The organism is Terracoccus luteus, assembly GCF_003635045.1.
Classification (GTDB): Bacteria; Actinomycetota; Actinomycetes; order Actinomycetales; family Dermatophilaceae; genus Terracoccus; species Terracoccus luteus.
Genome location: NZ_RBXT01000001.1, coordinates 3,160,543 through 3,186,092, shown reverse-complemented (window position 1 = coordinate 3,186,092; position 25,550 = coordinate 3,160,543). Strand labels below are relative to the sequence as shown.

Genomic DNA, 25,550 nt, shown 5'->3' with positions numbered 1-25,550 from the left:
TCCGGGGTATTGGCGGCGTGCGTCATCAGGGTCGAGGCGCATGACAGGGGTTACTCCACGAGGGCGTGGAGCTAAGTGGAAAGAGGGTCGACTCGCCTTGGCTGAGTCGTTGACGCCGACACAGGCGCTGGATCGGTTTGAGTACAAGTGGCGTGACCGGCTGGGCACGGTGAACCTCGTGGGGGAGTACGAGGTGAGCCCCAGCGTGGCGACGACCATGCTGCGCGCCGTCGGACTAGTGGCCCGGAGGCCGACTGGCCTCGCCAAACTGCGCAACTATCCCGCCTGCGTGGCGGTGAGCATGGCGACGTTTGCGAGCGCCCACTATCGCGGCGGGGAACTCTGGCCCGCGATATTCCGGCACATCGGTTTTGAGGGCTCCTCGGAGACCCGCGCTGCGATGGGCACGGCCTTCCTCACGGCTCTCGAGAAGCTCGAGTTGCCAACCATTGAGGACGGCACCACCTATCTGGGGCCGATCAGCTTCCACGCGGTCATCCCGGATTACTGCCTGCGGGACGTCTTGATGCTCCTGCAGCAGCGTCAGGAGCTCAACCCCGCCCTTGACGGTCAGTCCTTCATCACGTGGGCGGAGGGACAACCGACCCGCCTGGCGCACGTGGACAAGCCTGCCGCGAGGTTCCTTCTACGGGGCGGCGAGTTCGCCGTCGACCTGGTGGATCGCCTTCTTGATCTGCTCGACGCTCTGCGCTCCGGGGTCACGGATGTCGAGAATCTGGTGGCCTTGTCGGGGGCGCCCAAGCGGCTGGTGAAGAAGGCGGTCGAGCTCACCGCTGATGGCGCCCTGGAGCTTCTGAGGCCCGCACGAATCGGGTCCCGTACGGCGCGCTCCACTTCTCTGGAGGGCCCACACCTGCTCTTGGACGTCGATCGCGCTTCGGTCGTACTCAGGTTGCCGCAGCTCGCCGGCCTGAACGACGACCCGGTTCGGTGGAACGTGCTACTCGACGGCGTAGTGACGCCGACGCATCCCGGCAACACCAGCACTGGGACCGGAGGCACGGCCTTCGAAGAAGCGGTTGTTGCTCGTCCAGTGCGCGCCATCTCGGCAGTTTTCGGAGGCTCGCAGGGCTTCGAACTCGACTTGGTCCGTTCCGAAGCCCCCCTTCTAGCCTTCGACCGGTCCGGTCACCTTCTCTCCGGATCTGCCCCGCTGCCCGGCGAGGATGTCTGGCTCCTCTATCCCGCGATCAAGGGCAGACCCACCTCGGGGGGGCACATCCTGCAGCCGAGAGTCTCGCTCATGGGCCCAATCGGCTGGGGTGGGTGGGCGCTTGACCAAGTCCCGCTCGATTCGGTCCGCAATGTGGAGTTCGACGGCCATGTACGAGCGATCCATCATCGAGGTCGACCGGGCGTCGAGGCGGGTGAGCCGCTGCCTGGTCTCCTCACGCGGTCGGGAGTGCACGTCGTCGCGGAGCGCCCCGCAGTGACCCTCCCCCGCTTGGGCAGCGAGACGTCCTGGCACGTGGAGGTGCGTGATGCTGCCACGGGACAGTTCATTGCCAGCGACGACTGGACGTGCGCGCCCCGGTGCCCGGACGAAGAGCTGGTTGCCTACGCCGATCCCTTCGATGGACGCTCCCAGCCCATCGTCGGCGAGTTCGACATCCTCGTCCGCGGTCCTCTCGGCACACGCACGAGTAGACGAGTGGCAGTTGCTGAAGGGCTGACTCAACGGACGTCGGTCCACTGCCGATCGTTCACACCGACCGGGTTGACGCCCGTCACAGTGGACTGGGGGAGCACCACTGGCCTGAGCGTCGAGCCCGCCAAGAAGGAGTTCCGACCAGACGAGCTGCGTATGCCGCTCACCGTCCGCGCGGGTCAGGCATCCCTCTCGCTGGTGTGCGAGCCCAACCACCTCGAGATATGTCGCGTCGTCGACGGCGAGGCGACCGAATGGTCGGCAGCCGTCCTGACCGTGCCTTCCGATAGGCGGGGCGATCTCGGGATCCTTGAGGTTCGGATGGCTACTGGACAAGCGCTCCCGCCGCTCACACTGATCGGCGAGTCAGGGCTTAGGCAGGTCCTGCCGCCGACCGGTGGCGCGGGCTCTCGCCAGCGCTTCGACCTTGCGCGCATCGCCGACACGGTCCGGCGGGAGAAGGTGGCCCGGCTGCAGTGGACGGTGGGCGACGAGGATACGGTGCTCGTGTCGTTCCGTCCTGACCGCCTTTGCTCCGGGGCCGTCGTGGAGGACGACGTGCTGCGCCTCACGGACTTTGCCGGCGTCCCTGATGCCGTGGCTGGTGTCTACCAGCTCATGGCCCCATGGCGCCGCCCGGAAGTGATCTCGATCGATGAGCAGGGGGAGGCACGACTTCCGGAGGAGCTGGTCGTGGCCGGGCCCCTGCTGGTCCTCGTCCGCCTAGAGGACCCATGGGCGCCAGCTCCCTGGCCTGCCTGGCCTCACACTGGTGCAGCGGTTGAGCGAGAGGGGTGGCCCGAGCCCACAAGCGACGCCGAGGCCTCAGCGATTCACTACCTTGCGGGGCTCACGAGGGTCCCTTCGGATCCGGCCGCGTATCCCTATCTCTGGGCTGCGTGGGAGCGATCGTATGAGATCTCCCGCCATGTTGCACCGCGAGCGCTCGCGGAGGACATCCGCAACCGGTTCTCGCTGGACTACAAGGGGGCGATCGAGTCCCTGAGAGAGACAGGCCTGTCCTCCTCCACCGCCTTGGTCATGGCAATGGGTGTTGGACTCCTCAGCGCACGGCCAGAACTGACGCCGTCCTCACTTCCGGTCGGGTGGCGGCGCTTTGCTGCCCTGGCCGCAACCGCGGATGTCCAAACCATCGCACTTCCGTGGGACGAGATCACTGCCGTGTGTGGTGGCCTCGTCGAAGAGGTGGCGGCCGGGTCCGACGGTTGGGGCCCGGATCTCGGGCGGTTCCTTTACGCACCCATCCTCAATGCCAAGACGCCGAAGGAACTCGAGGACATGTGGCGCGAGGCGCGAGTTGTGCCTGCGGGTCTGCTGGATGGTGATACCCGCGCGGCCGCGGCGATGTCCCTGTTCAGGGTTCGAGGTAAGGCAAGCCTCAAGGGTCTCTGTCGAAGTGGCCCCGCCTTGCTGGAGGCTGGTGAGAAGCTCCTGCTCGATGCCGGCATGACCCAGTCGGTGGGGTGGCTTCGTGCTCGAGGTAACAAGGATCGGTCCTGGGACTGGGAGATTCTGCCCCAAGTCTCGGCGGCGTTGGCTGCGATGGCCCGTTTGGCGGCCAGGGGCGACTACCGCGCCACACGCGTCACGGATCAGTTCGCATCGCAGTGGCAGGCTCTGGCACGCGAAGTCCCCGAACTCGTCGAGATCGACATCGTGATCGCGGAAATGCTTGCCCGCGCAGCCACAGATCCCTACACCCGACCGGCCCGAGACCTGGAGGAGAACGAGTGAAGGACGTCATCGACCCCCTCGCCACTAGCGAGAGGATCACCGAGACCTATCAGCGCTACCTGACGTCCCTGCTTTCCCTAGGAGACGGGCGCCTCGCCGCCGGACTCGCCGACAAGATCCGGTCGAGCGGGTCAATGACCAAGGGCCCTTACCTCGATGTCACACCGCCCTACGAGAAGGGTGCGAGCCTCAGGGACCTCGTAGGCGAGGGGGTGCTCAGTGCCGCGTTCCTCGGCGTGTGCTCAGAAGCACTGCCCGCCGATCGGCCGCTCTACGTCCATCAGGAGCGCGCGATTCGTAAGGCAGCGCAGGGGCGCAGCTTGGTGGTCGCGACAGGTACGGGCTCTGGCAAGACGGAGAGCTTCCTCGTGCCGATCTTGGACTCACTGGCCCGTGAGCGCGAGGCGGGAACGCTCGGTCCCGGAGTCCGCGCCTTGCTCCTGTACCCGATGAACGCGCTGGCCAATGACCAGGTCAAGCGCCTACGCGAAGTCCTTCGCGACTACCCGCACATCACCTTCGGTCGCTATACCGGAGAGACTCCGGAGGACCCCAAGAAGGCTCGTGAGCTGTTCGCGCAGCTCAACCCCGGTGTCGATCCGATTCCCAACGAGCTGCTGTCGCGGGCGGAGATGAAGAAGACGCCGCCTCACATCCTCTTGACCAACTACGCAATGCTCGAGTACTTGCTGGTCAGGCCGCTCGACACACCTCTCTTCGATGGTGCGATGGCGACCTCTTGGCGATGGCTCGCGGTCGACGAGGCACATGTCTACGGCGGCTCCCAGGGCGCCGAGATCGCGATGCTGCTGCGCCGCTTGCAGCAGCGCGTTTCTCCCCAGGCTCCCCTTCAGAGCATCCTCACCAGCGCCACGGTCGGTGACGATCCCGCCCTGGTCGCGGAGTTCGCAACTCGCCTCACGCGCGCCACCGTCGAGTGGGTTCCAGGAGACAACGACAGGTGCGACGTGGTGCCCGCCGTCCGCAGGGCCGTTCCTGAGCGGGGGGCGTGGGGTCCGCTAGACGGCTGCGACTACTCGCGGATTGCCCAGTCCCACGACCCCGCTCCGGAGATCCTCAGGGTTGCGGCCAGCCAGGGATGGACGGGCACCCACGCAGGGCAGGCGCTCGCCCACGAATCGCGCCTCGTCGAGCTCAAGAACCATTTGGCGAGCGGCCCGCTCACGCTGAATCAGATCGTCGCCGGCCTACCCCATGCGGGGTGGACGCCGGAGAGCCTGACAGCGTGTGTGCGCGTAGCTAGCGGTGTTGTTGATGCCGCGGGGGAGCCCGTTCTTTCCGCGAGGTACCACCTCTTCGCGAAGGCCACCGAGGGCGCGTTCTCCTGCCTCGGCACGAGCGGCCCGCATGTGGCGCTCACTCGCCACGAGAGCTGCCCGGACTGCAAAGACCCGATGTTCGAGTTCGGCTCGTGCCAACGCTGTGGACATATCTACCTCGTCGGGGAGCGCGATGAGCGTGACGGCCGGGCTTGGTTCCGGCCGACGAACCGGCCTGGTGCGAGAGCGGTCTGGCTTCTGCTCGACCCTCCTTCAGACGAGTCGGCAATCGAGGGCCCGAGCGACGAGGATGAGGAGGTTCTCGGCGAGGCGCAGAAGTCCGATCACCAGGACCAGTGGATCTGCTCCTCGTGCGCCTGCCTGTCGCCCTCGGGTGGGCGCTGCCCCGCCTGCTCGAACGAACACATGCGACCGGTCCGGATGGTGCAGGGCCTTCGGACCGAGATCAAGGAGTGCCTGCACTGCGGCAGCCGCAACCCTGACATCCGCACCTTCTCCACGGGCAACGACGCGGCCGCCGCGGTCCTGTCCACTGCGCTCTACCAAGAGATCCCGTCCTCCGGCGACGAGGCGAGCGCGAAGCCCGGCAACGGCCGCAAGCTGCTCCTCTTCAGCGATTCACGGCAGTCCGCGGCCTTCTTCGCCACGTACCTCGAGGACACCTACGACCGGATCCGTCGCCGTGCGCTCATCCTCCATGCCCTGAGGACGGGCGACCCGCTCAATATCGAGGACCTGGCAAGTGCGGTCGCCAAGCGTGCCGGAGAGCTGGGCCTGTTCGAGAGGAAGGACTCGCGACAGAAGCGGGAGCGCACTGCGGCGCTGTGGGTCATGCAGGAGCTCCTCAGCCTCGATGAGCGACAGTCCCTCCAGGGCCTCGGCCAGATGGTCGTTCGCTTCGGCAAGGACTCTAAGTGGCGCGTCCCGCAGCCCCTGCTCGCCCTCGGCCTCACCGAGCAGCAGGCGTGGGACCTCGTCGAAATCCTGGTCACCATCCTCCTCACCCAAGGCGCAGTGACCATGCCGGACGACGTCCAGGCCAATGACGAGGCGTTCGCGCCCCGTCTGGGCCCGGTGTTCGTACGCGGCACTGGCTCCGAGGCGAAGCGGAAGATCCTGAGCTGGGAGCCGAGCCGGAACTCGGTGACCAATCGTCGTGTGGACTTCGTGAAGCGAGTCCTGATCGCCGCCGGGGCCCCCGCTGACAAGGCGGCGGAGGTCCTCAACGGAGTGTGGAAGTTCCTCGCGGGAGGTATGCCGGACGGCTGGCTCGCCCAGTCGAGCGCGGTCTCCGAGGGCTTGCTTTGGCGGGCCGATCACACCTGGCTGGAGCTTCGTGCGGTGGGTCCGGGCGAGGCGTTGTATCGATGTGCCTCGTGTCAGCGGGTCGCATCGGTCTCCGTGCTGGGCATCTGCCCCACGATGGGGTGCGACGGCAGGCTCGAGGAGTGGAGCCTGCCCTCGGTGACGGCAGACTCCGATCACTACCGAGACCTGCACCGGAACGTCCTGCCCGTGGGCATGTCCGTGAGTGAGCACACCGCTCAGTGGCAGCCCCGCGCTGCTGCCAAGATCCAGCAGGACTTTATCAACGGCGACGTCAACGTGCTGTCGTGCTCGACGACCTTCGAGCTCGGTGTCGACGTGGGCGAGCTCGAGGCCGTGATGCTGCGCAACATGCCTCCGAGCACGGCCAACTACGTGCAGCGGGCCGGCCGGGCAGGACGTCGTGCCTCGTCGGCCGCGGTCATCCTCACGTTCGCGCAGCGACGACCGCATGACCTGGCCCGCTACCAGCGTCCGACGGAGATGATTGCCGGCCGGGTGCAGGCGCCGTACGTCTACTTGGACAACGACCGCATCGGCCGCCGGCATGCCCATTCGGTGGCGCTGTCCCTGTTCCTGCGCCATGCCTTCGAGACGACCGGCACGGTATGGCGCCGTGCGGGCGAGTTCTTCGCGGGCGACGCCCCGACGGGTGCCGAACGATTCGCCGAGTTCCTTCGGGACTACCGCGAGCAGGTGTGTGACGCAGCCGTTCAGGTGCTGTCGCCGACCGTCTCATCCGTGATCGGCGGAGGCTCGGGCGAGTGGACGGAGCGTCTGATTGAGCTCCTGGGCACGGTGAGCGATGAGTTCCAGCGCGACATCGGTGAGTTCGAGACGCTCCGCCAGGAAGCCTTCGTGGCACGGAAGGACTTCTTGGCCTCTCGGTACGGGAAGACCATCGCGACCTTGGAATCGCAGGAACTCCTGGGCTTCCTCGGCCAGCACAACATCCTGCCCAAGTATGGCTTCCCGGTGGACACGGTCGATCTCCGCACGATCTACGCCGATGCCGAGCGGGGGGCCGACATCCGCCTCAGCCGGGATCTCAGCACGGCCATCTACGAGTACGCTCCGGGAGCCCAGGTTGTCGCGGGCGGGCGGCTTTGGACGTCAGGTGGCATCTACCGGATGCCCGGTCGCGAGCTGGTGCAGCGGCACTACGCTGCCTGCCCCGCCTGTGGCCACTACGCCGACGACGTCTCCACCCTCGGGCCGACGTGCAAAGCCTGCAACCACCTCTTGCCCCAACGGCCCCCCTACGCCGAGCCCGTGTACGGGTTTGTTGCCGCGAGGGATCCCAAGCGCCCCGGGACGACGCCGCCGCAGCGGGTGTGGAACGGCAGCACCCATGTCCGAAGGCAGTCACCTCAGCTTCAGGTAACCACCCTCGCCCTCGGCGAGGGGCAGCTCCACGTCGCTTATGGCCCGCGAGCGGAGTTGGTCGCCATCAGCGAGGGCAAGGTGGGGCGTGGCTTCCTGATCTGCGACTGGTGTGGCTGGGGCACATCGCTCGTCAACGAGTTCCCGAAGGTCCACCGCCACCTCTTCAAGGGCGACCCGTGCAAGGGCCCGCTTCGGCAACTGGCCCTGGGCCATACGTTCGAGACGGACATGCTCACAATCGCGGGTCCGGGAAACCTGGCACCGCTGCTCGAGTCTCCTTCAGTGCTCTACGCGATCCTCGAAGGGGCCTCACGGGGTCTCGACATCTCCCGCGAAGACGTGGATGGCACGCTCTTCCGCGCCGAGGACGGGTCGGCGGCGCTGGCGTTCTTCGACACCGTCCCGGGTGGTGCCGGCAACGTGTTGCGCATCGGGCAGCACCTGCCCGAGGTCTTGGCCCGCGCCTTGAAGGTCGTGTCCTCCTGCGAGTGCGGCGAGGAGACGAGCTGCTACGCCTGCCTCCGGACCTTCCGTAACGAGCGCTTCCACGACCAGCTCCGCCGCGGCGAGGCAGCCCGGCTTCTCGCCCGGGTGCTGAGGGAGTCGACCGTGGTCACGCAGGCGCAGCCCCCTGAGGTCCCGGTCGAGTGGTCAGCGGCCATGGCTCAGGCCGAGACCCCGGCGGAGAAGGAATTCGTCGTCACGCTTGCCCGAGCGACCGGCATACCGGTGGCTGAGGTTGGCGTCGAGGTCGCGGACGGCATCCCTGTTGCCTTCGCCTGGCCGGACGAGCGGGTGGCAGTCCTCATGGACGCCGAGCCGGAGGACCGAAGCGACCTTGAGCGTGCAGGCTGGATGGTCGTTGAGGCCGAGGCCAGCGCGCTCCGCTTGGCGCTCGGTGAGAGGGTGCCAACGAGGTGAGGCGTCGGCGGCAGCAGTGGTCTGCAGTACGGTCGCAAGCATGTCCGTAATGCCACGGGACGAGGTCAGGGGAGCAGTGCAGGGGAATCTGGAAGTCGCGCCGGGATCGGTCGTCATGGTGCGCGACGAGGAGTGGCTCGTCACGGGTGTGCAGTCGACGGCCGACGGGTGGCTGCTCACCGTCCAAGGGCTCAGTGAACTGGTCCGGGACACGACAGCGACGTTCTACGAGAGTCTCGACGACATCACCGTCGTGGACCCCGCGAAGACCATGGTGGTCGCCGACGACTCGCCCGGTTACAGACGCAGCCGCCTCTGGCTCGAGGCAACGCTCCGCAAGACGGCCCTTCCGGTCGATGACCCCAGCCTCGCGGTGTCGAGCCAGGTCCTCGCCGACCCGCTGGATTACCAGCACGCCGCGGTGCAGCGTGCCCTCGACCCGGCCAACCTTCGGCCACGCATCCTCCTTGCCGACGCCGTCGGCCTCGGCAAGACCCTCGAGATCGGGATGATCCTCAGCGAGCTCGTCAGGCGGGGCCGCGGTGACCGCATCCTCATCGTCAGCCCGCGCCACGTCCTCGAGCAGATGCAGCACGAGATGTGGACCCGCTTCGCGCTGCCGTTCGTCCGCCTCGACTCGGTGGGCATCCAGCGAGTCCGTCAGAAGCTTCCTGCGACCCGCAACCCGTTCACGATGTACAAGCGGGCGATCATCTCGATCGACACCCTCAAGAACGACCGCTACCTCAACCACCTGCGCAAGCACCGTTGGGATGCCGTCGTCATCGACGAGTCCCACGGCGTGACCAACTCGCAGACACAGAACAACCGCCTCGCCCGCGTCCTCGCTCCCAACACTGACGCTCTGATCCTGGCGAGCGCCACGCCGCACAACGGCAACGCCGAGTCCTTCGCCGAGCTCATCCGCCTCCTCGAGCCCACAGCGGTCCGGCCCGGCGGCGAGCTCGTCGAGGACGAGGTGCGGCGCCTCATCGTGCGTCGTCACCGCTACAGCCCCGAGGTGGCCGGCGTCGTCGGCGCCGACTGGGCCGAGCGTGCCGAGCCGCGCCATTTGCTCGTGCCGGCCTCGCCCGAGGAAGACGCCGTCGCCGACGAGCTCGCCGACGTCTGGCTCCACCCAAAGGGGTCCAGCCCTCACTCGGGCGGCAACTCCCTCTTCCCGTGGACGCTGGCCAAGGCGTTCCTCTCCTCTCCGGCCGCCCTCGTCGAGTCGTGCCGCCAGCGCCGCTCCAAGCTCAACCCTCAGCATCCCGGGGAGGCCCGCGAGGTCGAGGCTCTCGAGCGCCTCACCATTCTGGCCGAGGCTGCGCTCAAGGCCACCCACGCCAACCAAGCAACAGGCAAGTACGCCGGCCTCGTCAAGCGCCTCAAGGAGATCGGCGTCGGCAAGGGCAAGCCGGAGCGGGCCGTGATCTTTGCCGAACGCATCGCCACCCTCGCATGGCTCCGCGAGAGCCTCCGCAAGGACCTCGGTTTCTCGGCCGGCGAGGTCCGCATCCTCCACGGCGGCCTGACCGACCAGGAGCAGCAGGAGATCGTCGAGGAGTTCAAGCAGACCTCGTCCCCGGTCCGCGTCCTCGTCACAGGCGATGTGGCTTCCGAGGGCGTGAACCTCCACCTCCAGTGCCATAACCTCATCCACTTCGACATCCCGTGGTCGCTGATCCGCATCGAGCAGCGCAATGGCCGCATCGACCGTTACGGCCAGAAGCACTCGCCGGAGATCACGACGCTCCTGCTCGAACCGTCCCACCCGACGTTCTCGGGTGACCTGCGCGTCCTCAGCAAGCTCCTCGAGAAGGAGCAGGAGGCTCATACGGCCCTTGGCGACTCCGCGTCTCTCATGGGCAAGTTCGACGTCAAGGCCGAGGAGGACGAAATCCGCAAGGTCCTCGCCGGCCAGGCCCGGCTCGACGACGTCGTCGCGACGCCCGAGCATGTGGCGCAGGACAACAGCGTGCTGGGCCTCCTTGCCCGCCTCCAGCAGCTCGGCCGAGTCACGCCCCCCGCCGACCAAACCACCACGGCCGCCGCGTCCTCCCTGTATGCCACCGAGGTCGACTTCCTCGAGGAGGCGCTGCAGCAGGCCTACACCGTGCCCGACGCATCCTCCAGCCATGGAGGTGTCCGCTGGCGACGCCACGACGCGGAGCAGATCGTCGAGTTCGAGCCGCCGGCTGACCTGCGGGCCCGCCTCGACGTCCTCCCGCAGTCCTACCTGGCCGAGCGACAGGTGACCAAGCGCCTCCTCCTCGCCACGTCGAAGGCAAAGGGCAAGAGCCTCCTCGAGGCTGCCCTCGCCGACGGCGGCGGCTCCTCGTGGCCGGAGGCCCACTACCTCGGCCCACTGCACCCTGTCATCGACTGGGCCAGCGACCGGGCACTCGCGTCCCTCGCCCGCAACCAGGTCTTCGCGGTGCGCGGCGACGTCGATTTGCCGACTGTCCTGCTCCTTGGCACCCTCACCAACAAGCGCGGCCTGACAGTGTCTTCGGTATGGCTGTCCGTGCAGTTCATCAACCCGAAGGCGGCCGCTCACACCATTATCGAGCTGCACGACTCGGCCGCAGACATGCTCGGCATGGCGGGGGTTGGCCTCTCGATGACCAACCCGGGACGCGTAGCCCACACGGACACACTGACCACCCTCATCCCGTATGCCGTCGACGAGGCGCGCAAGCGGATGGCCTCCCAGTTCGCGGCCGCAGAGCACGAAGCCGCCAAGCAGGTAGCCGAGTGGTCCAGCCGGGTCGACGACTGGACGCACGACGCCAGCGCCCTCATCCAGCGCTCGGAGATCAAGAGCAGGCGGGTGAGTGTCGAGGAGGAGAAGCGGCTGGCCGGGGGCAGGATGCCTGACCGCCAACTCGTGCGACCGCTCCTCGTCGTCCTCCCGCAGGGCCACCCGATCGAGAACAACCAGGCAGGGGGAGCCTGAGATGCCGGTGAGTGACGCCTTCGTCGTCGGCGAGGACTGGATCAGCGAGCACTACTTCACGACCGACGCCAAGTCGGAGTCGTTCCAGGGAAAGGTCCTCGAGCGACGCAAGGAGTGGGACGCCTCCGAGGTCGAGACGAGCCTCACTCGCTTCACTGCGGCCCGCGGACGCCTGGAGAACGCCTTCACCAACCTTCTCGCTGACGGCACCGAAGCCACCGATGCCGACGACCTCCATGACGACCTCCTGACGATCCTCGGCTACCGCACCGGGCAGTTCGCCCCTCACTCTGAAGGCCCCCTCACGTGGGTGTCGTCTCCGGGCATCACCGGTCAGGCTCCCCTCGCGATCCTCGCCGCCCTTCCCGCCGACGCGGTCGACGACGTGGTCGCCAAGGACGCTCCCTCACTCGCGGAGCCGTTCATCACCGAGGACGGCACCGAGTACAAGTCCGCCGCGCGACTCGTGTCGAGCCTCTTCGTCCGCGACGAGGCACCCGCCTTCGTACTCATCCTCGCCGGCCGCTGGGCCGTCGTCGCCGAGCAGGAGCGCTGGCCGGAGGGCCGCTACCTCGCCGTCGACCTGCAGACCGTCGCTGAGCGAAACGACACGAAGCGCGGCGGCGAGGCCGACCGCGCCCTGACCTGCCTGGAGGCCGGTTCCCTCGGCCCTGATGCGGACGGCGACATCTGGTGGTCGACCGTCCTCGAGGACTCCGTCAAGCACACGGTCGGCGTCTCGAAGGACCTGCGTGAGGGCGTGCGCCTCTCCATCGAGATCATCGCCAACGAGGTCGTCGCTCGCCGTGCAGCACAGGGTCTCGAGCCCCTTCCCGAGAGCCAGGCCCAGGCGCTGGCCATCCAGTCGTTGCGCTACCTCTACCGGATCCTCTTCCTCCTCTACGCAGAGGCCTCGACCGAGCTCGGCGTACTGCCGACGGGGGCAAGCGAGTACGAGCAGGGCTACAGCCTCGACCGGCTCCGTGAGCTGACGCTCGTCGAGCTGCACGGCGCGAACAGCCGCTCGGGTCGGCACCTGTACGAGTCGCTCGAGAAGCTCTTCCGCCTCGTCGACGCCGGTCACGGGGATGCCCCGCAGCCGGCTCCCGACGAAGCCGCAGAAGCCGAAGGGCTCGTTTTCAACCCCATGCGCGCCGATCTGTTCCTTCCGAAGGCCACCGCGCTCATCGATGAGGTCGGACTCGGCAACGTCGCGCTCCAGAGGGTGCTTCGACACCTGCTGCTGAGCAAGGAGTCGAAGGGGCGCGACCGCGGCTTCATCTCGTACGTCGAGCTCGGCATCAACCAGCTCGGTGCCGTCTACGAGGGCCTCATGTCCTACACCGGTTTCTTCGCCGAGGAGGACCTCTTCGAGGTGGCCAAGGACGGCGACCCGTCCATGGGCTCCTGGGTTGTCCCGGTGACCCGCGCCGACCATCTCGATCCGAAGGACTTCGTCACGGTCGAGGACGAGGTGACCGGGGAGAAGCGCGCAGTCCGGCACGAGAAGGGGACCTTCGTCTTCCGACTCGCCGGCCGCGAGCGCCAGCAGTCGGCGTCGTACTACACGCCCGAAGTGCTGACCCGTTTCACGGTGTCGCAGGCGCTCGCCGAGCTCCTCGACCAAGACGGTCACCGGACGACAGCCGGAGAGATCCTCCAGCTCACGGTCTGCGAGCCGGCCCTCGGGTCGGGCGCGTTCGCCATCGAGGCAGTCCGACAGCTCGCCGCCGAGTACCTCAAGCGGCGCCAGGACGAGCTCGACGAGCGGATCGACCCGGATGAGTACGCGACCGAGCTCCAGAAGGTGAAGGCGTACATCGCCCTCCACCAGGTCCACGGGGTCGACCTCAACGGCACGGCGGTCGAGCTCGCGGAGGTTTCCCTCTGGCTCGACACCATGGTTGCGGGGCTGCAGGCGCCATGGTTCGGGCTCCGCCTCCGGCGAGGCAACTCGCTCATCGGCACTCGACGAGCCGTGTACTCACAAGCGCAGCTCAAGGACAAGTCATGGCTGACCTCGACCCCGCAGGACGTCCCCCTCACGGAACTGGCAGAGAACCTTGCCGAGGGTCACGCCCTCAGCGCGACGTCGAGCCGCGTCCATCACTTCCTGTTGCCAGCCCAGGGCTGGGGCTCAGCCACTGAGGTCCCCAAGGACGTCGCGGCCCTGGCGCCGGAAGCGGTCGCGAAGCTCAAGGCGTGGCGTCGGTCAATGAGAGCAAAGCCGACGACGAAGCAGCTGCAACAGCTGACCGTCCTTGGCGAGCGGGTCGAGAAGCTCTGGCAGTTCGCGCTCCGACGCCTACGCATTGCCGAGGCCGAATCCAGCCGCATCATCGAGCTGTGGGGACGCGAGACCCCGAAGCACACACAAGCTGTGACCCGGGAGGAGATCGAGGCGTCGCTCGCCGATGAGAACGGGGCCTACCGAAGGCTCCGGCTCGTCATGGATCTCTGGTGCGCCATGTGGTTCTGGCCGCTGACCGAGACCGAGGTCAAGCCGCCGACACTGCAGGAATGGATCGATGCCTGCACGAAGATCTTGGGCACCGAGACCCTGAAGAAGGCCCAGAGGGCCAAGGGCATGGACACCCTCGTCTCGGCCATGTCGTGGGAAGAACTCGGCGAGGAGGAGCGCAACGACCTGATTTTCGCGGCGGCGGACCAGATTGAGCAGGTGCGGGAAGCGCAGTCATGGGTTGCCGTGGGAGAGCGCGTGGCGGGGCGACAGGGATTCCTCCACTGGGAGCTCGACTTCGCAACGGTATTCGCGCATGACGGCTTCGACCTCCAAGTAGGAAACCCACCTTGGGTCAAGCCAGATACCGATGTGGATGCCCTCCTCGCCGAGGGGGATCCTTGGTGGCAGTTGGCCCTCAAGCCATCCGAAGTTCAACGTTCACAGCGGCGCGATGAGACGCTAGCCCTGGACGGGATCAAGGCTCTGACGCTCGAGGCGACGGGGGACATGGTTGCTGTTCGTGAGTTCGTCAGCGACATCAGCACCTACCCTCTCCTCAGTGGTCTGCGCCCAGACCTATACCGATGTTTCATGTCCCAGGTATGGAAACATTCACATAGCACCGGTGTCGCTTCCCTCCTTCATCCTGAAACGCACTTCAGTGACGAACGAGCTGGTATCTTGCGATCTCATACTTATGCGCGGCTCCGGAGGCACTGGCAATTCATCAACGAATTGACACTATTCGAGGTTCATCATCTTGTCAGCTATGGTGTCCATGTATACGGCCGCAGAATGGACGTTGCTTTCTTGCATGCAACGGGGCTTTACCACCCCGAAACAATCGATCGCTCGTTCGTGCATGACGGAATGGGCCCTGAGCCCGGCCTTAAGGATGCCGAGGGCAACTGGGACCGACGCCCTCATCGCAAGCGGCTCATATCGGTCGATGACTCCGTGCTTGAGACCTGGCGGGATATTCTCGAGGATTCAGGTTGCCCAGCGCACAGGACCCGAATGCTCTACACCGTCAATCAAGCTGCCAGCAAGACTCTCGCGGTCACCAGCAAGCGGCCCCGGATAGCCACGTTAGGGCTCGAGTTCTCGGCGGGCTGGAACGAGAAGACAGACCGCACAAAGGGCCGTTTCGAATCTTCGTGGGGCGGGGCAGCGTGGAAGGACGTGATCCTCCAAGGTCCGCACCTGCACGTCGCGACGCCGATGTACAAGTACCCCAACAAGTCGATGAAGCACAATCTCGATTGGTCCTCGACAGACCTTGAGGATCTGACACCCGAGTCTGTGCCAATCACGTCCTACAAGCCGGCTGGCAGGTCGCACGTTTACGAGGCTCAGTACACGCATTGGGGTGACGAGGGCCAGTACCCGGCACGCGACTTCTACCGCGTGGCATGGCGACGCATGGCCGCCAATGGCGGCGAGCGCACCCTGATTCCTGCACTTATTCCGCCGGGAGCCGCTCATGTCCACCCTGTGACCTCGGCGGGACTACCGAGGGGTGCTACGTCGTCGCTCGTGGTCGTGGCGGGAGCGCTTTCATCGCTGCTGAGCGACTTCAATGTTCGCTCGGCGCCCAAGGCGGATATCCACGGCGTTACCGTGAATCGCCTCCCGATGGTGGATAACGAACATCCGCTCATCCACGCACTGTTGCTGCGCACATTGCGGCTCAACTGCGTGAGCAGAGCCTACGCCGTCTTGTGGGCACAGTGTTGGGACGAGGAGTTCCTCGATGACGCCATGATCCTTCCTCAGTTCGCGGCTGGCCCCATCGGACGGGGGTGGACTCCCGAGACTCCCCTACGTCGGGCGGTCGACCGACGCAACGCGTTGGTCGAGCTCGATGCCCTTGTGGCGCTCATGCTCGGCGTCGACATCGACGACCTGTGCACGGTCTACCGGACCCAGTTCGCAGTGCTCTACGGCTACGACCACTGGGACTACACCTACGACGCCAACGGCCGTCTTGTGCCGAACTCGGTCCTGACCGTCTGGCGCAAGAAGGGCGACAAGATCACCGAGGAGGAGCGGACCGCGACGCACCCCGGGAGCGGTATCGACTACACCTATGAACTCCCCTTCGGCACACTCGACCGTGAGGCAGACATGCGCACCGCCTACGCCGAGTTCGAGCGCCGTCTGGCAGAGAAGACCGGTGGAACCGCCTGATGGCCGAGCTCCTCCCCAGCTTGCAGGCGGGTGCCCTACGGCAGGGCATCGTCGACTACCTGACGACGACGTTCGCCCTCGCCGACCCTGAGGCCGCGCAGGCCCTCACAGAGTTCCTCTCCGACGCGGAGGACGGCATCTTCCGCGGGCCGTACCTCCGCCTTCGCCTTCCGTACCGTCCCGCGGATGACGGCTGGCAGCGTTCGCTCGACTGGGACCCGGGCCTCGTTCCTTACGGCCACCAGGCGGCGGCGTACGCGCGGCTCACGACGAACGACCTCGGCCCCGACAAGCCGCGTCCCCTCCCGACCCTCGTCACGACGGGCACCGGCTCGGGCAAGACGGAGACGTTCCTCCACCCGATCCTCGACCACGTCGTCCGAGCCAACCGCGCGGGCGTGACCGGGATGAAGGCGCTCATCCTCTATCCGATGAACGCGCTGGCGAACGACCAGGCCGGCCGCCTCACCCACCTGCTCACGACGCGCCCAGAACTTGCGTCCGTTACGGCAGGCATCTACACCGGCGAGCAGGATCCCGAGCACCGGACGATCGTCTCCAAGCGCGGGCTCATCAACGACCGCGGCGCAATGCGCAGCCTGGCCCCCGACATCCTCCTGACCAACTACAAGATGCTCGACCAGCTCCTGCTGCGCCAGGATGACCAGCCGATCTGGAAGCAGAGCGCGACGTCGCTGACCTATCTCGTCCTCGACGAGTTCCACACCTACGACGGGGCTCAGGGGACGGACGTCGCCATGCTCCTTCGCCGGCTCGGCATGGCCCTCAAGAGCCATTGGCCCGACGAGGACTCCTCGATCACCGAGGCGGACCGAGCCCGCCCGCTCGGCAAGATCACCCCCGTTGCGACCTCGGCGACGCTCGGCGATCGCGGAGATCCCTCAACGATGGTCGGCTTCGCCCACACGGTCTTCGGCGACGACTTCGGACCAGACAGTGTGATCACCGAGTCTCGGCTCAGCCTCGATGAGTGGGTGGGTTCGGCGGTCTCAGAGGTCAGCGCGCAGCAATTGGCGCCCCGACGGCTCCGCGACCTGACCGAGGCCGAGCTTCGCGGCCTCGTTGGACGCTGCGACCGCCTCCGCGATGACCCGGAGGCGCTCACCCGCGAGGTGTTCGACGCTCTCCTCGAAGGGGTTCCCGAGGGCGACGAGCGGGGAGCTGCACGTTTCCCCAACGGCGATGACCCTGCGACCGCCGAGGCTTTCCTCGGAGTGTCTCGGGTGCTTCCGGACGTGCAGGCACTAGCCACGGCCGCGGTGGAGGCGACCCGCCGCGAGGACCTACTGGAGGTCATCTTCCCCACCGAGACTGCCGCGGATGGAACCACCGAGCTTCACCTCAGGGCGCTCGACCACCTCGTCGCCGACCTGAGCCACGTTCGCGCCATCGCTGGTCACGGGGCTATCACCGTGGAGCTCACCCTCTGGGTGCGTGAGCTCACCCGCATCGACCGCGACGCGTCCCTCGTCACGGCCTACCGCTGGAGCGACGACGGGGCCCGCCTTGGCGGCACGGACGAGGAACCCTACGCCCAGTCCTTCCCCGCCCTCTACTGCCGACACTGTGGCCGATCGGGCTGGGGCGTCGAGCTCGCGGCGGTGGGCAGCGACCTTCAGAACGACGACACGACCATCCGGAGGCGTCATGCCCTGAAGGAGGGCCGCTTCCGACCCCTCCTCGCCGCCCCCGCCGAGGCCGACTTCAGCATCGGGCTCGGGCCGTCCGGCGAGGCAGAGCGCATCGAAAACCTGCTCTGGTTCGACACCGACCACCGGACTTTGCTGACCAAGATGCCCGAGCCGGATGACGAGCGGCTCCGTGCCGGGCGGATCCTGCCGGTGCTCACCCATGTAGGCGTCGAGGCGGACGATCTCTCGCGCAAGGACACGTGCCCCTCCTGCCTGCAGGAGGACGGCATACGCTTCCTCGGCAGCGCCATCGCGACGCTCCTGTCCGTGACGCTCTCCACGCTGTTCGGCGAGGCTGCGCTGGACCCGCGCGAGAAGAAGTCCCTCGTTTTCACCGACAGCGTCCAGGACGCCGCCCACCGGGCCGGCTTCGTCGAGGCGCGCTCGCATACGCTGACCTTCCGCGCCATGCTCCGAGACGCGATCGGCGCCGGTCCCTGCACCCTCGACGAGCTCGTCGAGAGGGTGTTCCAGCGCGGCCAAGCCGACCCCTTCAGCCGCTACCGGATGGTTCCGCCCGACTGCATCGATCGCGATGAGTTCGACGGTTGGTGGAAACCCAACGCATCTGTTGGCCGCATGAGCCAGGCACGGGCACGCGTCAAGCGCCGGCTCCTGTTCGACACCACCCTGGAGTTCGGCCTCCAGTCGAGCTTCGGCCGCACCCTTGAGCGCACCGGGTCGGTCGCGGTCCAGGTGGAGGCCGGCAGCCCTGCGCGGCTCGCTTCCCTTGCCAAGGCGGCCCTCGACCTCGAAGGGGTGCAGGACACACTCGATGCCCCGCTGTCCGCCACACCAGAGGCCGACCTCGTGGCCTGGGTGCGAGGCGTCTTGGAGCACATGCGCCAGAAGGGTGGCATCGCCCACGAGTGGCTTTCGAAGTACATCGCCAGCGACGGCCGTCGCTTCTTCATCTGGGGTGGCAGACCTCGCACCCAGGGGATGCCCGCTTTCCCCTCGGGACGGGCGGCGCCCGCCTTCCCCCGCGTTGGCGGCGCGACGATGCGCGAGCCGCTGCTCGACCCCGTCACCTCGCCGCAGAGCTGGTATGCGAACTGGACCGCGAAGACACTGCGGGTCAGCCCCAGGCACGGGGCCGTGCTCGCCAAGGCACTCCTCGATCGGCTAGCCAAGGAGGATGTCCTCACGGCGAGCGTGACCGAGTCGGGGGGGACCGTCTTCGCGCTTGCTCCCAGCTCCATCGTCATCGCCCCGATCACCGACGACGAGCTGGCGAAGCCCACCACGCTCCTCGTCTGCGACGTCTGTCGAACCCACCTCGACGGCACGACCACCGTCGTCGAACAGCTCGACGGCAGCCGCTGCACGAGTGTCCGGTGTCCTGGGCACCTCGTGTCCACACCCAGAAGCGAGAACTTCTATCGGGACCTGTACGCGTCGTCGGACATGCGGCGCATCGTCTCCCGAGAGCACTCGAGCCTGCTGGAGGACGATGTCCGGCTGGAGTACGAACGCGCCTTCCGATCAGGGGGCACGGATCCGGGCGCACCCAACGTCCTCGTGGCCACGCCCACGCTGGAGATGGGTATCGACATCGGCGACCTGTCGACGGTGCTCCTCGCCTCCCTGCCGCGGACCGTGGCGTCCTACCTCCAGCGAGTCGGCCGGGCAGGTCGCCTCACCGGCAACTCCCTCAATGTCGCCTTCGTAACCGGGCGCGGAGAGCACCTGCCCCGGCTCGGGGACCCGCTGTCCGTCATCAACGGCGAGGTCCGGCCGCCGGCGACCTATCTCAATGCCGAGGAGATCCTCCAGCGGCAGTACATCGCCTCGGTCATCGACCGGATGGCACGCAACCCGTCGCAGTTCATCCCCAGTAAGGCCGGGCTCGCGATGGAGTCGGCGGGATACGGCACGTTCCTCGGTGACCTTGTCACCGAGGCCGAGAACCATGCCGACGAGTACCTCGAGGAGTTCCTCGAGACCTTCGACAACCTCAAGCCCGAGACCCAGGAGATGCTCCGGGCGTGGGCGACGCCGCAGGAGGCCGCCGGTGAGGTCGACTGGGGGACGAGCGGTCTGGCCCGACTCGTGTATGCCGCGTCACAGCGGTGGGGGCAGCTCGACCTCGACCTCGCGCACCGACGTCAGGAGATCCTCGCCAAGCTCCCCGAGCTCAAGGCCGCCGCGGAGAGTCCGGCTGCCTCGGACGACGACAAGCGGGACTTCCGTTCTGCCGAGTCGACGCTCAAGTTGGTCGGCCGCCACCACAACGACCACCGCAACAAGCACTGGATCTCGTCGTTGGAGGAGTATGGGCTGTTGCCCAACTACACCCTCGTCGACGACTCGGTCACCCTCGACGTCGCCGTGACCTGGCGCGACCCGGAGACGAACGCCTACATGTCGGAGCAGCGGACGTTCAACCGGGTGGCGTCCCTGGCCCTTCGGGACTTCGCGCCCGGCGCGACCTTCTACGCCCGCGGTCTGGAGATGGACGTCGACGGGCTCGACCTCGGCACCGAGACGAACCTCATCCGGCCCTGGGCGTGGTGCGACGTCTGCGGGTATGCGTGCGACCTCGCGCCCGCTGGCAACCAGATCACCGTGACGTCGTGCCCCCGATGCGGCAGCTCGCAGATCGCGGACGCCGCCCAACGGTTCGAGGTCGTAGAGATGACCAGGGTTCTGAGCGAGGTCCGAAGGGACGAGAGCCGCATCAACGACAGCAGCGACGAGCGAAAGAAGACTCGCTTCGTCATCGCCGTCGCCCCGGACCTGAACCCGGCCAACGTCACGCGTCAGTGGGCTGTGACCGGTGGAACGTTCGGGATCGCGCACTACCGATCGATGGACATCCGCTGGCTCAACGCCGGCCGCGCCAGTGTGTCGGGCATGTCGGCGCGAGGTGTGGCAGGGCAGCAGCTGCCGAACACGATGTTCCGCGTCTGCGCGGCATGCGGGAAAGCGGACAGCCACGCCAACGCGAACAACCGTCACGAGCACCGGCCCTGGTGCCGCTACCGGGACGCGTCCGCCGAGGATGCCCGCGTGGTCGGTCTGACGCGGACCCTGACGACTCAGGCCGTGGTGCTGTCTCTGCCCCTGCAGGTCACGCTCGGCGACTCCTTCGCCGTCCCCAGCCTGGCCGCGGCGGTGCTGTTGGGGCTCCGCGAGCGCATGGGCGGCAACCCAGACCATCTCGAGGTCGCGACGATCCCGGCACCCATCCCCGGCGGCGCCCAAGGGGAGGTCCGTGATGCTCTGCTCCTGCACGACATCGTGCCGGGTGGAACGGGCTACCTCGCGGACCTCGCCGAGCCGGAGGAGATGTGGGACCTCCTCGCCACAGCCCTCCAGGTCGTGGCGCTGTGTCCCTGCAAGGACGAGAACCGGATGGCCTGTCATCGGTGCCTCCTGCCCTTCTCCTTCGGGCTGGGTGCCGATCGGCTGTCCCGGCTAGCGGCCGAGCGGCACCTTCGGACGATCCTGGGCATGTCGTCCCCCTTGGAGTCCGACGAGGTCCCGCCGGCTGATGCGATGGGCTGGCAGGTCACCGAGGGCCCTGTGGGGAGCGGCAGCAGTGAGTCGCACCTCGAACTGCTCTTCCGCAATGTCTTCGAGGAGCGTCTCAAGGCACTCAACGCCACGGTCAAGGAGAAGCCCGGCCCCTCTGGGAACCGGCTCACCATCACCTTCGGTGGGGACCAGCGCGTCTGGACCCTGACTCCGCAGGAGCTGTCGCACGGGTCCATCCCCGACTTCGTGCTGCGGAGCAACGATCCGGGCATTCCACCGATCGCGATCTTCACTGACGGCTGGACCTACCACGCCAGCCCGCAGCACAACCGCATCGCGGACGACGCTGTGAAGCGCAACACTCTGCGGCTCAACGACTTCGCAGTCCTCGGGCTGACGGATGCAGACCTCACGGAGGGAGGAAAGCACGCGCCGGCATACGAGTGGGTGCTGCCGCCCGTCGTCGACCACCTCCTGGCCCTGCCCGCTGGTCAGCCGGGGGGAGGCTTCAACCGGGACGCGGTCAAGGCTCTGACCGGCGGGCCGATGGACTGGCTCATGTCGTGGATCCAGCAGCCCCATCACGCTCCCCGCAAGGCGCTCGCGGACGCGGTCTGGATGCTGCTCGCCGCGAACGGCGCCGTCGGTATTGCCGTTGACGCCGAGGCCAGTCTCGCGGGTCTTGCGGCCGAGCTCATGGCGGCGGCCGGGAACGCCACCACCTCTGGCGCGCCTTCGGCGATCTGGTGGCGCGAGGGCCAGGTGGGCGTCTTGACGCGACTCCACCCCGCAACCCAGACGGCCATGGAGACCGTCGTCATCCTTGACGACAGCGACTCTGCCGTGGCGGATCCGGACCACAAGCGGGCGTGGCAGCGCTGGCTACAGCTCGCAAACGCGTTCACGGACGCGAGCCACACGGTTGTCCTGACGTCGACCACGCTGGCGACCACCACCGGGGCGCCAGCGGTAGTCGTTGCCTCGGTCGCTGCGCCCGCCGTGGACCTGGCACCCGAGTGGGCAGCGCTTGCCGACCTCGTCAAGGACAGCGCACTCGAGCTCGCCCTGGTCCGGGCACTGGCTAACTCGACGACCGTCGCCGTGCCCGTCTATGGCGAGGAGTTCGCCAACGGAACACCCGTCGACTTCGCTTGGCCCAACCGCAAGATCGCCGTGCTCGTCGATCCCGACGACGCCTCTATCGAAGACCTCCAGGCGGACGGCTGGACCGTCGTCGACGCCAAGATCGAAGCGCTGCTGGAAGCACTCACCGAGAAGGAAGCCCACTGATGTCCGTGATCATCACCAAGTTGGTGAGCAAGCTCGAACCTGGTCTCAAGAAGAAGGCGTTTGCGTTCCTCGAGAAGCTGTCAGAGGACCCATCGCTGCCTGGGCTGCACATCGAGCCGATCAACAACAGTGCCGACCCCCGCGTCAGGACTGGACGTGTCGACCAGGGCTACCGCGCGGTCCTCTTCAAGCTGACCACCCCCGATTCTGTCGACTACGTCCTCCACGGCATCTGGCCGCACGACGACGCGATCGAGGTGGCGCAGAAGGTCGTGCTCAAGCTGAACCCGATCTCCGGTGTGCCCGAGATTCTCGACGCCGCCCCCACGGTTGTCCCCGAACCAGAGGCGGCGCCTGCGGAGGTCACTCCAGCGGGAGGGAAGACGAGCCTGCCCCCGATGCTGGCGGCATACGGCTTCGGGGTGAAGGACCTCGTCGACAGCCTCGGACTCGATGCGCGCTTCGCAGAGCTCGCGATGGCCGCCACGGACGAGGACTCCCTCGCCTCTGTGGTCGACAGGGCCCCCGCGGACTGGCAGGGGCTCGCGCTGATCGACCTGATAGGTGGAACCTCGATCAGCGACATCAAGGAACGCTACGGACTCGGCCAGCACGAGACCGAAGACGTCCACTCGGACGAGGCGATCATCGAAGGCCTCAAGCGGCCCGCGAGTCAGCTCACCTTCGCGTGGATCGAGTCCAACGCGGAGCTCGAGCGCGTCATCAACGAGGGTGACTTCGGCGCGTGGCGGATCTTCCTCCACCCGGACCAGCGCCAGTACGTCTACAAGGGGTACAACGGATCGGCCCGCCTTACCGGAGGAGCGGGGACCGGGAAGACGGTGGTCGTGCTGCACCGCGCCCGTGCGCTCACCCGACGCATGCCCACCCCTCGCGTGCTCGTGACCACGTACACCACAAACCTCGCGAACATGCTCGACCGGGACCTGCGTCGGCTGGATCCGGATCTGCCGCGCGCCAAGAACATCGGGGACGCCGGCGCCTACGTCGTGGGCGTCGATGCCTTCGCGGCTCGCGTCGTCAAGGCTGCTGGGCCTGGCATCGCGAAGGCGGCCGAGGCCGTGTTGGGAGTCGCGACCACCGAGGTCTCCGATCGGAGCCCGAGCACCGCTTGGGCCGACGCCATCGCCGTCGCCGGCCAGGCGCTTCCGCCGCAGCTCAAGAGCCCTGGGTTCTTTGAGGAGGAGTACTCGGCTGTCGTGCTGCCGAACCAGATCAGGGAGAAGGCGGAGTACCTCAAGGTGCGCAGGCCTGGGCGTGGTGTTGCGCTGGACCGTGCCAAGCGCACGGCGGTGTGGGACGTCATCGCCTCCTACCGCGCGACGGGCCGCATCTACGGTCGGCTGGACTATCCCGAGGTCGCGACGTTGGCCGCCGAGCACCTGAACCTGCAGGCGGCCGCCGGAGCCACTCGGCCCTTCGATTATGTGCTCGTGGACGAGGGCCAGGACCTCTCGCCGTCACGGTGGCAGCTTCTGCGTGCGGCCGTCGCCGAAGGGAAGGACGACATCTTCATTGCCGAGGATTCTCACCAGCGGATCTACGGCCACCGGATCACGTTGTCCCAGTATGGGATCAAGATCGTCGGGCGCGCGCGCCGGCTGAACCTCAACTACCGGACAACGGCACAGAACCTGCGCTGGGCAATGTCCGTGCTCGACGGCGCGGACTACAGCGATCTCGAGGGCGAGGCTGAGGACCACTCGAAGTACCGCTCTGCACGGAGCGGGCCGGTGCCTCAGTTCATTGCATGCGAGTCCGTGGCGGACGAGCTCGACCGCGTTGCTGATCTGGTCAAGGGGTGGACGTCCGAGACCGATGTCGCGCCCGAGACGCTGGCGATCCTGGTCCGCGATCGGAACCAGCAGGAGCGCGTCGTATCAGGGCTGGCCGAACGAGGTGTCACAGTGCGGGGCGTCGACAACGAGGCCATCAGGCCAGGGCAGCCCGTCGTGATGACGATGCACCGGTCGAAGGGGACCGAGTTCAGCAAGGTTGTCCTCTTCGGGGTGCGCGAGGGCTCTATCCCCGCTGCCCTGCGCGACCAGAACTACGACGAGTCCGCGCAGGCGGACGCGCTACTGCGAGAGCGGTCGTTGCTCTACGTCGCGGCGACGCGCGCGCGTGACCTGCTTGCCGTGACGTGGTCCGGCAAACCCAGCCCACTAGTGAAGAGGTGAGCGATGACCGATGACAACTCTGCGCAGAAGCGCGTTTTCGGAGGCGACTCCGGACCTTGGTGTTGGCTCCTACCGGAAGCTTGGCAGCACGCGGCTTCACCGGAACTCGCAAGGCAGGTCGATCGGCGCACGGCCGCACTTGATGGTGACCTTGAGGACGCCGTCGCCTACTGGAACCCACTGCTGCATCTGACAATTGGCGGCCTCGGCTGGACCAACGTCCCTCTCGGCCTCTGGCGTTGGATGGAGATGGGTCGACCGCTCGACGACCCCTTGCTCCGCACCATCGAAGACCTGTGGGGACAGGACCTCGGCATCTTCTTGGCTTGGGCATCGGAGACCGACCTTGCGAAGGCGGGTCTTCCGCCGGAGCTCAAGCGGGCCTGCGACGAGTGGAGGCGAGACCCGCGGTACACCAAGTGGTTCAGCGGCGGCAGCGACCCCCTTCACCTCCGCGGTCACGCACCGTGGTTGCCGCTCTTCCCCAGCCGCGACGGTGAGGCATGGCGGAGGGTCGTTAGGCTCATTCCCAAGGGATCACGCGGGGCGCATGCGGTCACGACACTCACAACGGACGGGTACGTCGATCTCTTCGACGCCTTGGCCAATGACTTGGTCGAGCCGCAGATCGACGGTGGCTCGCGCAAAGTCGCCCTGTGGTGCCCGCCGATCGGGTGGCTTGGGACCTACCGGAAGTCTCGCGAGACCGGTCTCTGGTTCCGCGGTCGACACCGGTGGCACGTTCTCGGTCACTGAGGCTTCTGACATCTGAAGAGGACCTCGGCGCAGGCTCCGGAGCCATCGTCGGGGGTGAGGGAACCAGCGCAGAGGCGCGGCCGGACTCTCAGAGGAGGGATTGTGCGGGGTGAGGATGGCACCGAGCGGGCCCAAGTCCT

General features: G+C 67.0%; 7 protein-coding genes. All 7 read left to right on the top strand.

Annotated elements, in window-relative coordinates:
- Window positions 1-97 precede the first annotated feature (97 nt).
- From DFJ68_RS14400 to DFJ68_RS14370, 7 genes are read left to right on the top strand one after another with little or no spacing between them, the layout of a single operon-like run.
- Window positions 98-3,424 carry a hypothetical protein gene (locus tag DFJ68_RS14400; RefSeq protein ID WP_121034276.1) on the top strand — a complete coding sequence of 1,109 codons (3,327 nt, stop codon included), beginning with the start codon at window positions 98-100 and terminating at the stop codon, window positions 3,422-3,424.
- Window positions 3,421-8,358, top strand: coding sequence for a DEAD/DEAH box helicase (locus DFJ68_RS14395; RefSeq protein WP_211333373.1), 4,938 nt, complete (start codon window positions 3,421-3,423; stop codon window positions 8,356-8,358). Before DFJ68_RS14400 ends, DFJ68_RS14395 begins: the two co-directional genes overlap by 4 nt.
- 49 nt (window positions 8,359-8,407) lie before the next feature.
- Window positions 8,408-11,317 (top strand): helicase-related protein, encoded by a 2,910-nt coding sequence (locus tag DFJ68_RS14390; protein WP_121035403.1) that lies wholly within the window; start codon window positions 8,408-8,410, stop codon window positions 11,315-11,317.
- A 7-nt stretch (window positions 11,318-11,324) separates the two neighbouring features.
- Window positions 11,325-15,971: an Eco57I restriction-modification methylase domain-containing protein gene (locus tag DFJ68_RS14385; RefSeq protein WP_420823662.1), complete on the top strand. Its 4,647-nt coding sequence runs from the start codon at window positions 11,325-11,327 to the stop codon at window positions 15,969-15,971.
- Window positions 15,971-22,453, top strand: coding sequence for a DEAD/DEAH box helicase (locus DFJ68_RS14380; protein ID WP_121034272.1), 6,483 nt, complete (start codon window positions 15,971-15,973; stop codon window positions 22,451-22,453). Before DFJ68_RS14385 ends, DFJ68_RS14380 begins: the two co-directional genes overlap by 1 nt.
- Complete coding sequence (locus DFJ68_RS14375) at window positions 22,453-24,654, top strand: 3'-5' exonuclease (RefSeq protein WP_170165786.1); 2,202 nt, start codon at window positions 22,453-22,455, stop codon at window positions 24,652-24,654. Before DFJ68_RS14380 ends, DFJ68_RS14375 begins: the two co-directional genes overlap by 1 nt.
- A 3-nt stretch (window positions 24,655-24,657) precedes the next feature.
- On the top strand, window positions 24,658-25,410 hold the full coding sequence (locus DFJ68_RS14370) for a hypothetical protein (RefSeq protein ID WP_147431598.1): 753 nt from the start codon (window positions 24,658-24,660) through the stop codon (window positions 25,408-25,410).
- Window positions 25,411-25,550: the final 140 nt, after the last annotated feature.

Bases quoted from the DNA above. Each gene is read 5' to 3' on its own strand.
- DFJ68_RS14370 (WP_147431598.1), top strand. From the start codon at position 24,658: ATGACCGATGACAACTCTGCGCAGAAGCGCGTTTTCGGAGGCGACTCC.
- DFJ68_RS14380 (WP_121034272.1), top strand. From the start codon at position 15,971: ATGGCCGAGCTCCTCCCCAGCTTGCAGGCGGGTGCCCTACGGCAGGGC.
- DFJ68_RS14390 (WP_121035403.1), top strand. From the start codon at position 8,408: ATGCCACGGGACGAGGTCAGGGGAGCAGTGCAGGGGAATCTGGAAGTC.
- DFJ68_RS14375 (WP_170165786.1), top strand. From the start codon at position 22,453: ATGTCCGTGATCATCACCAAGTTGGTGAGCAAGCTCGAACCTGGTCTC.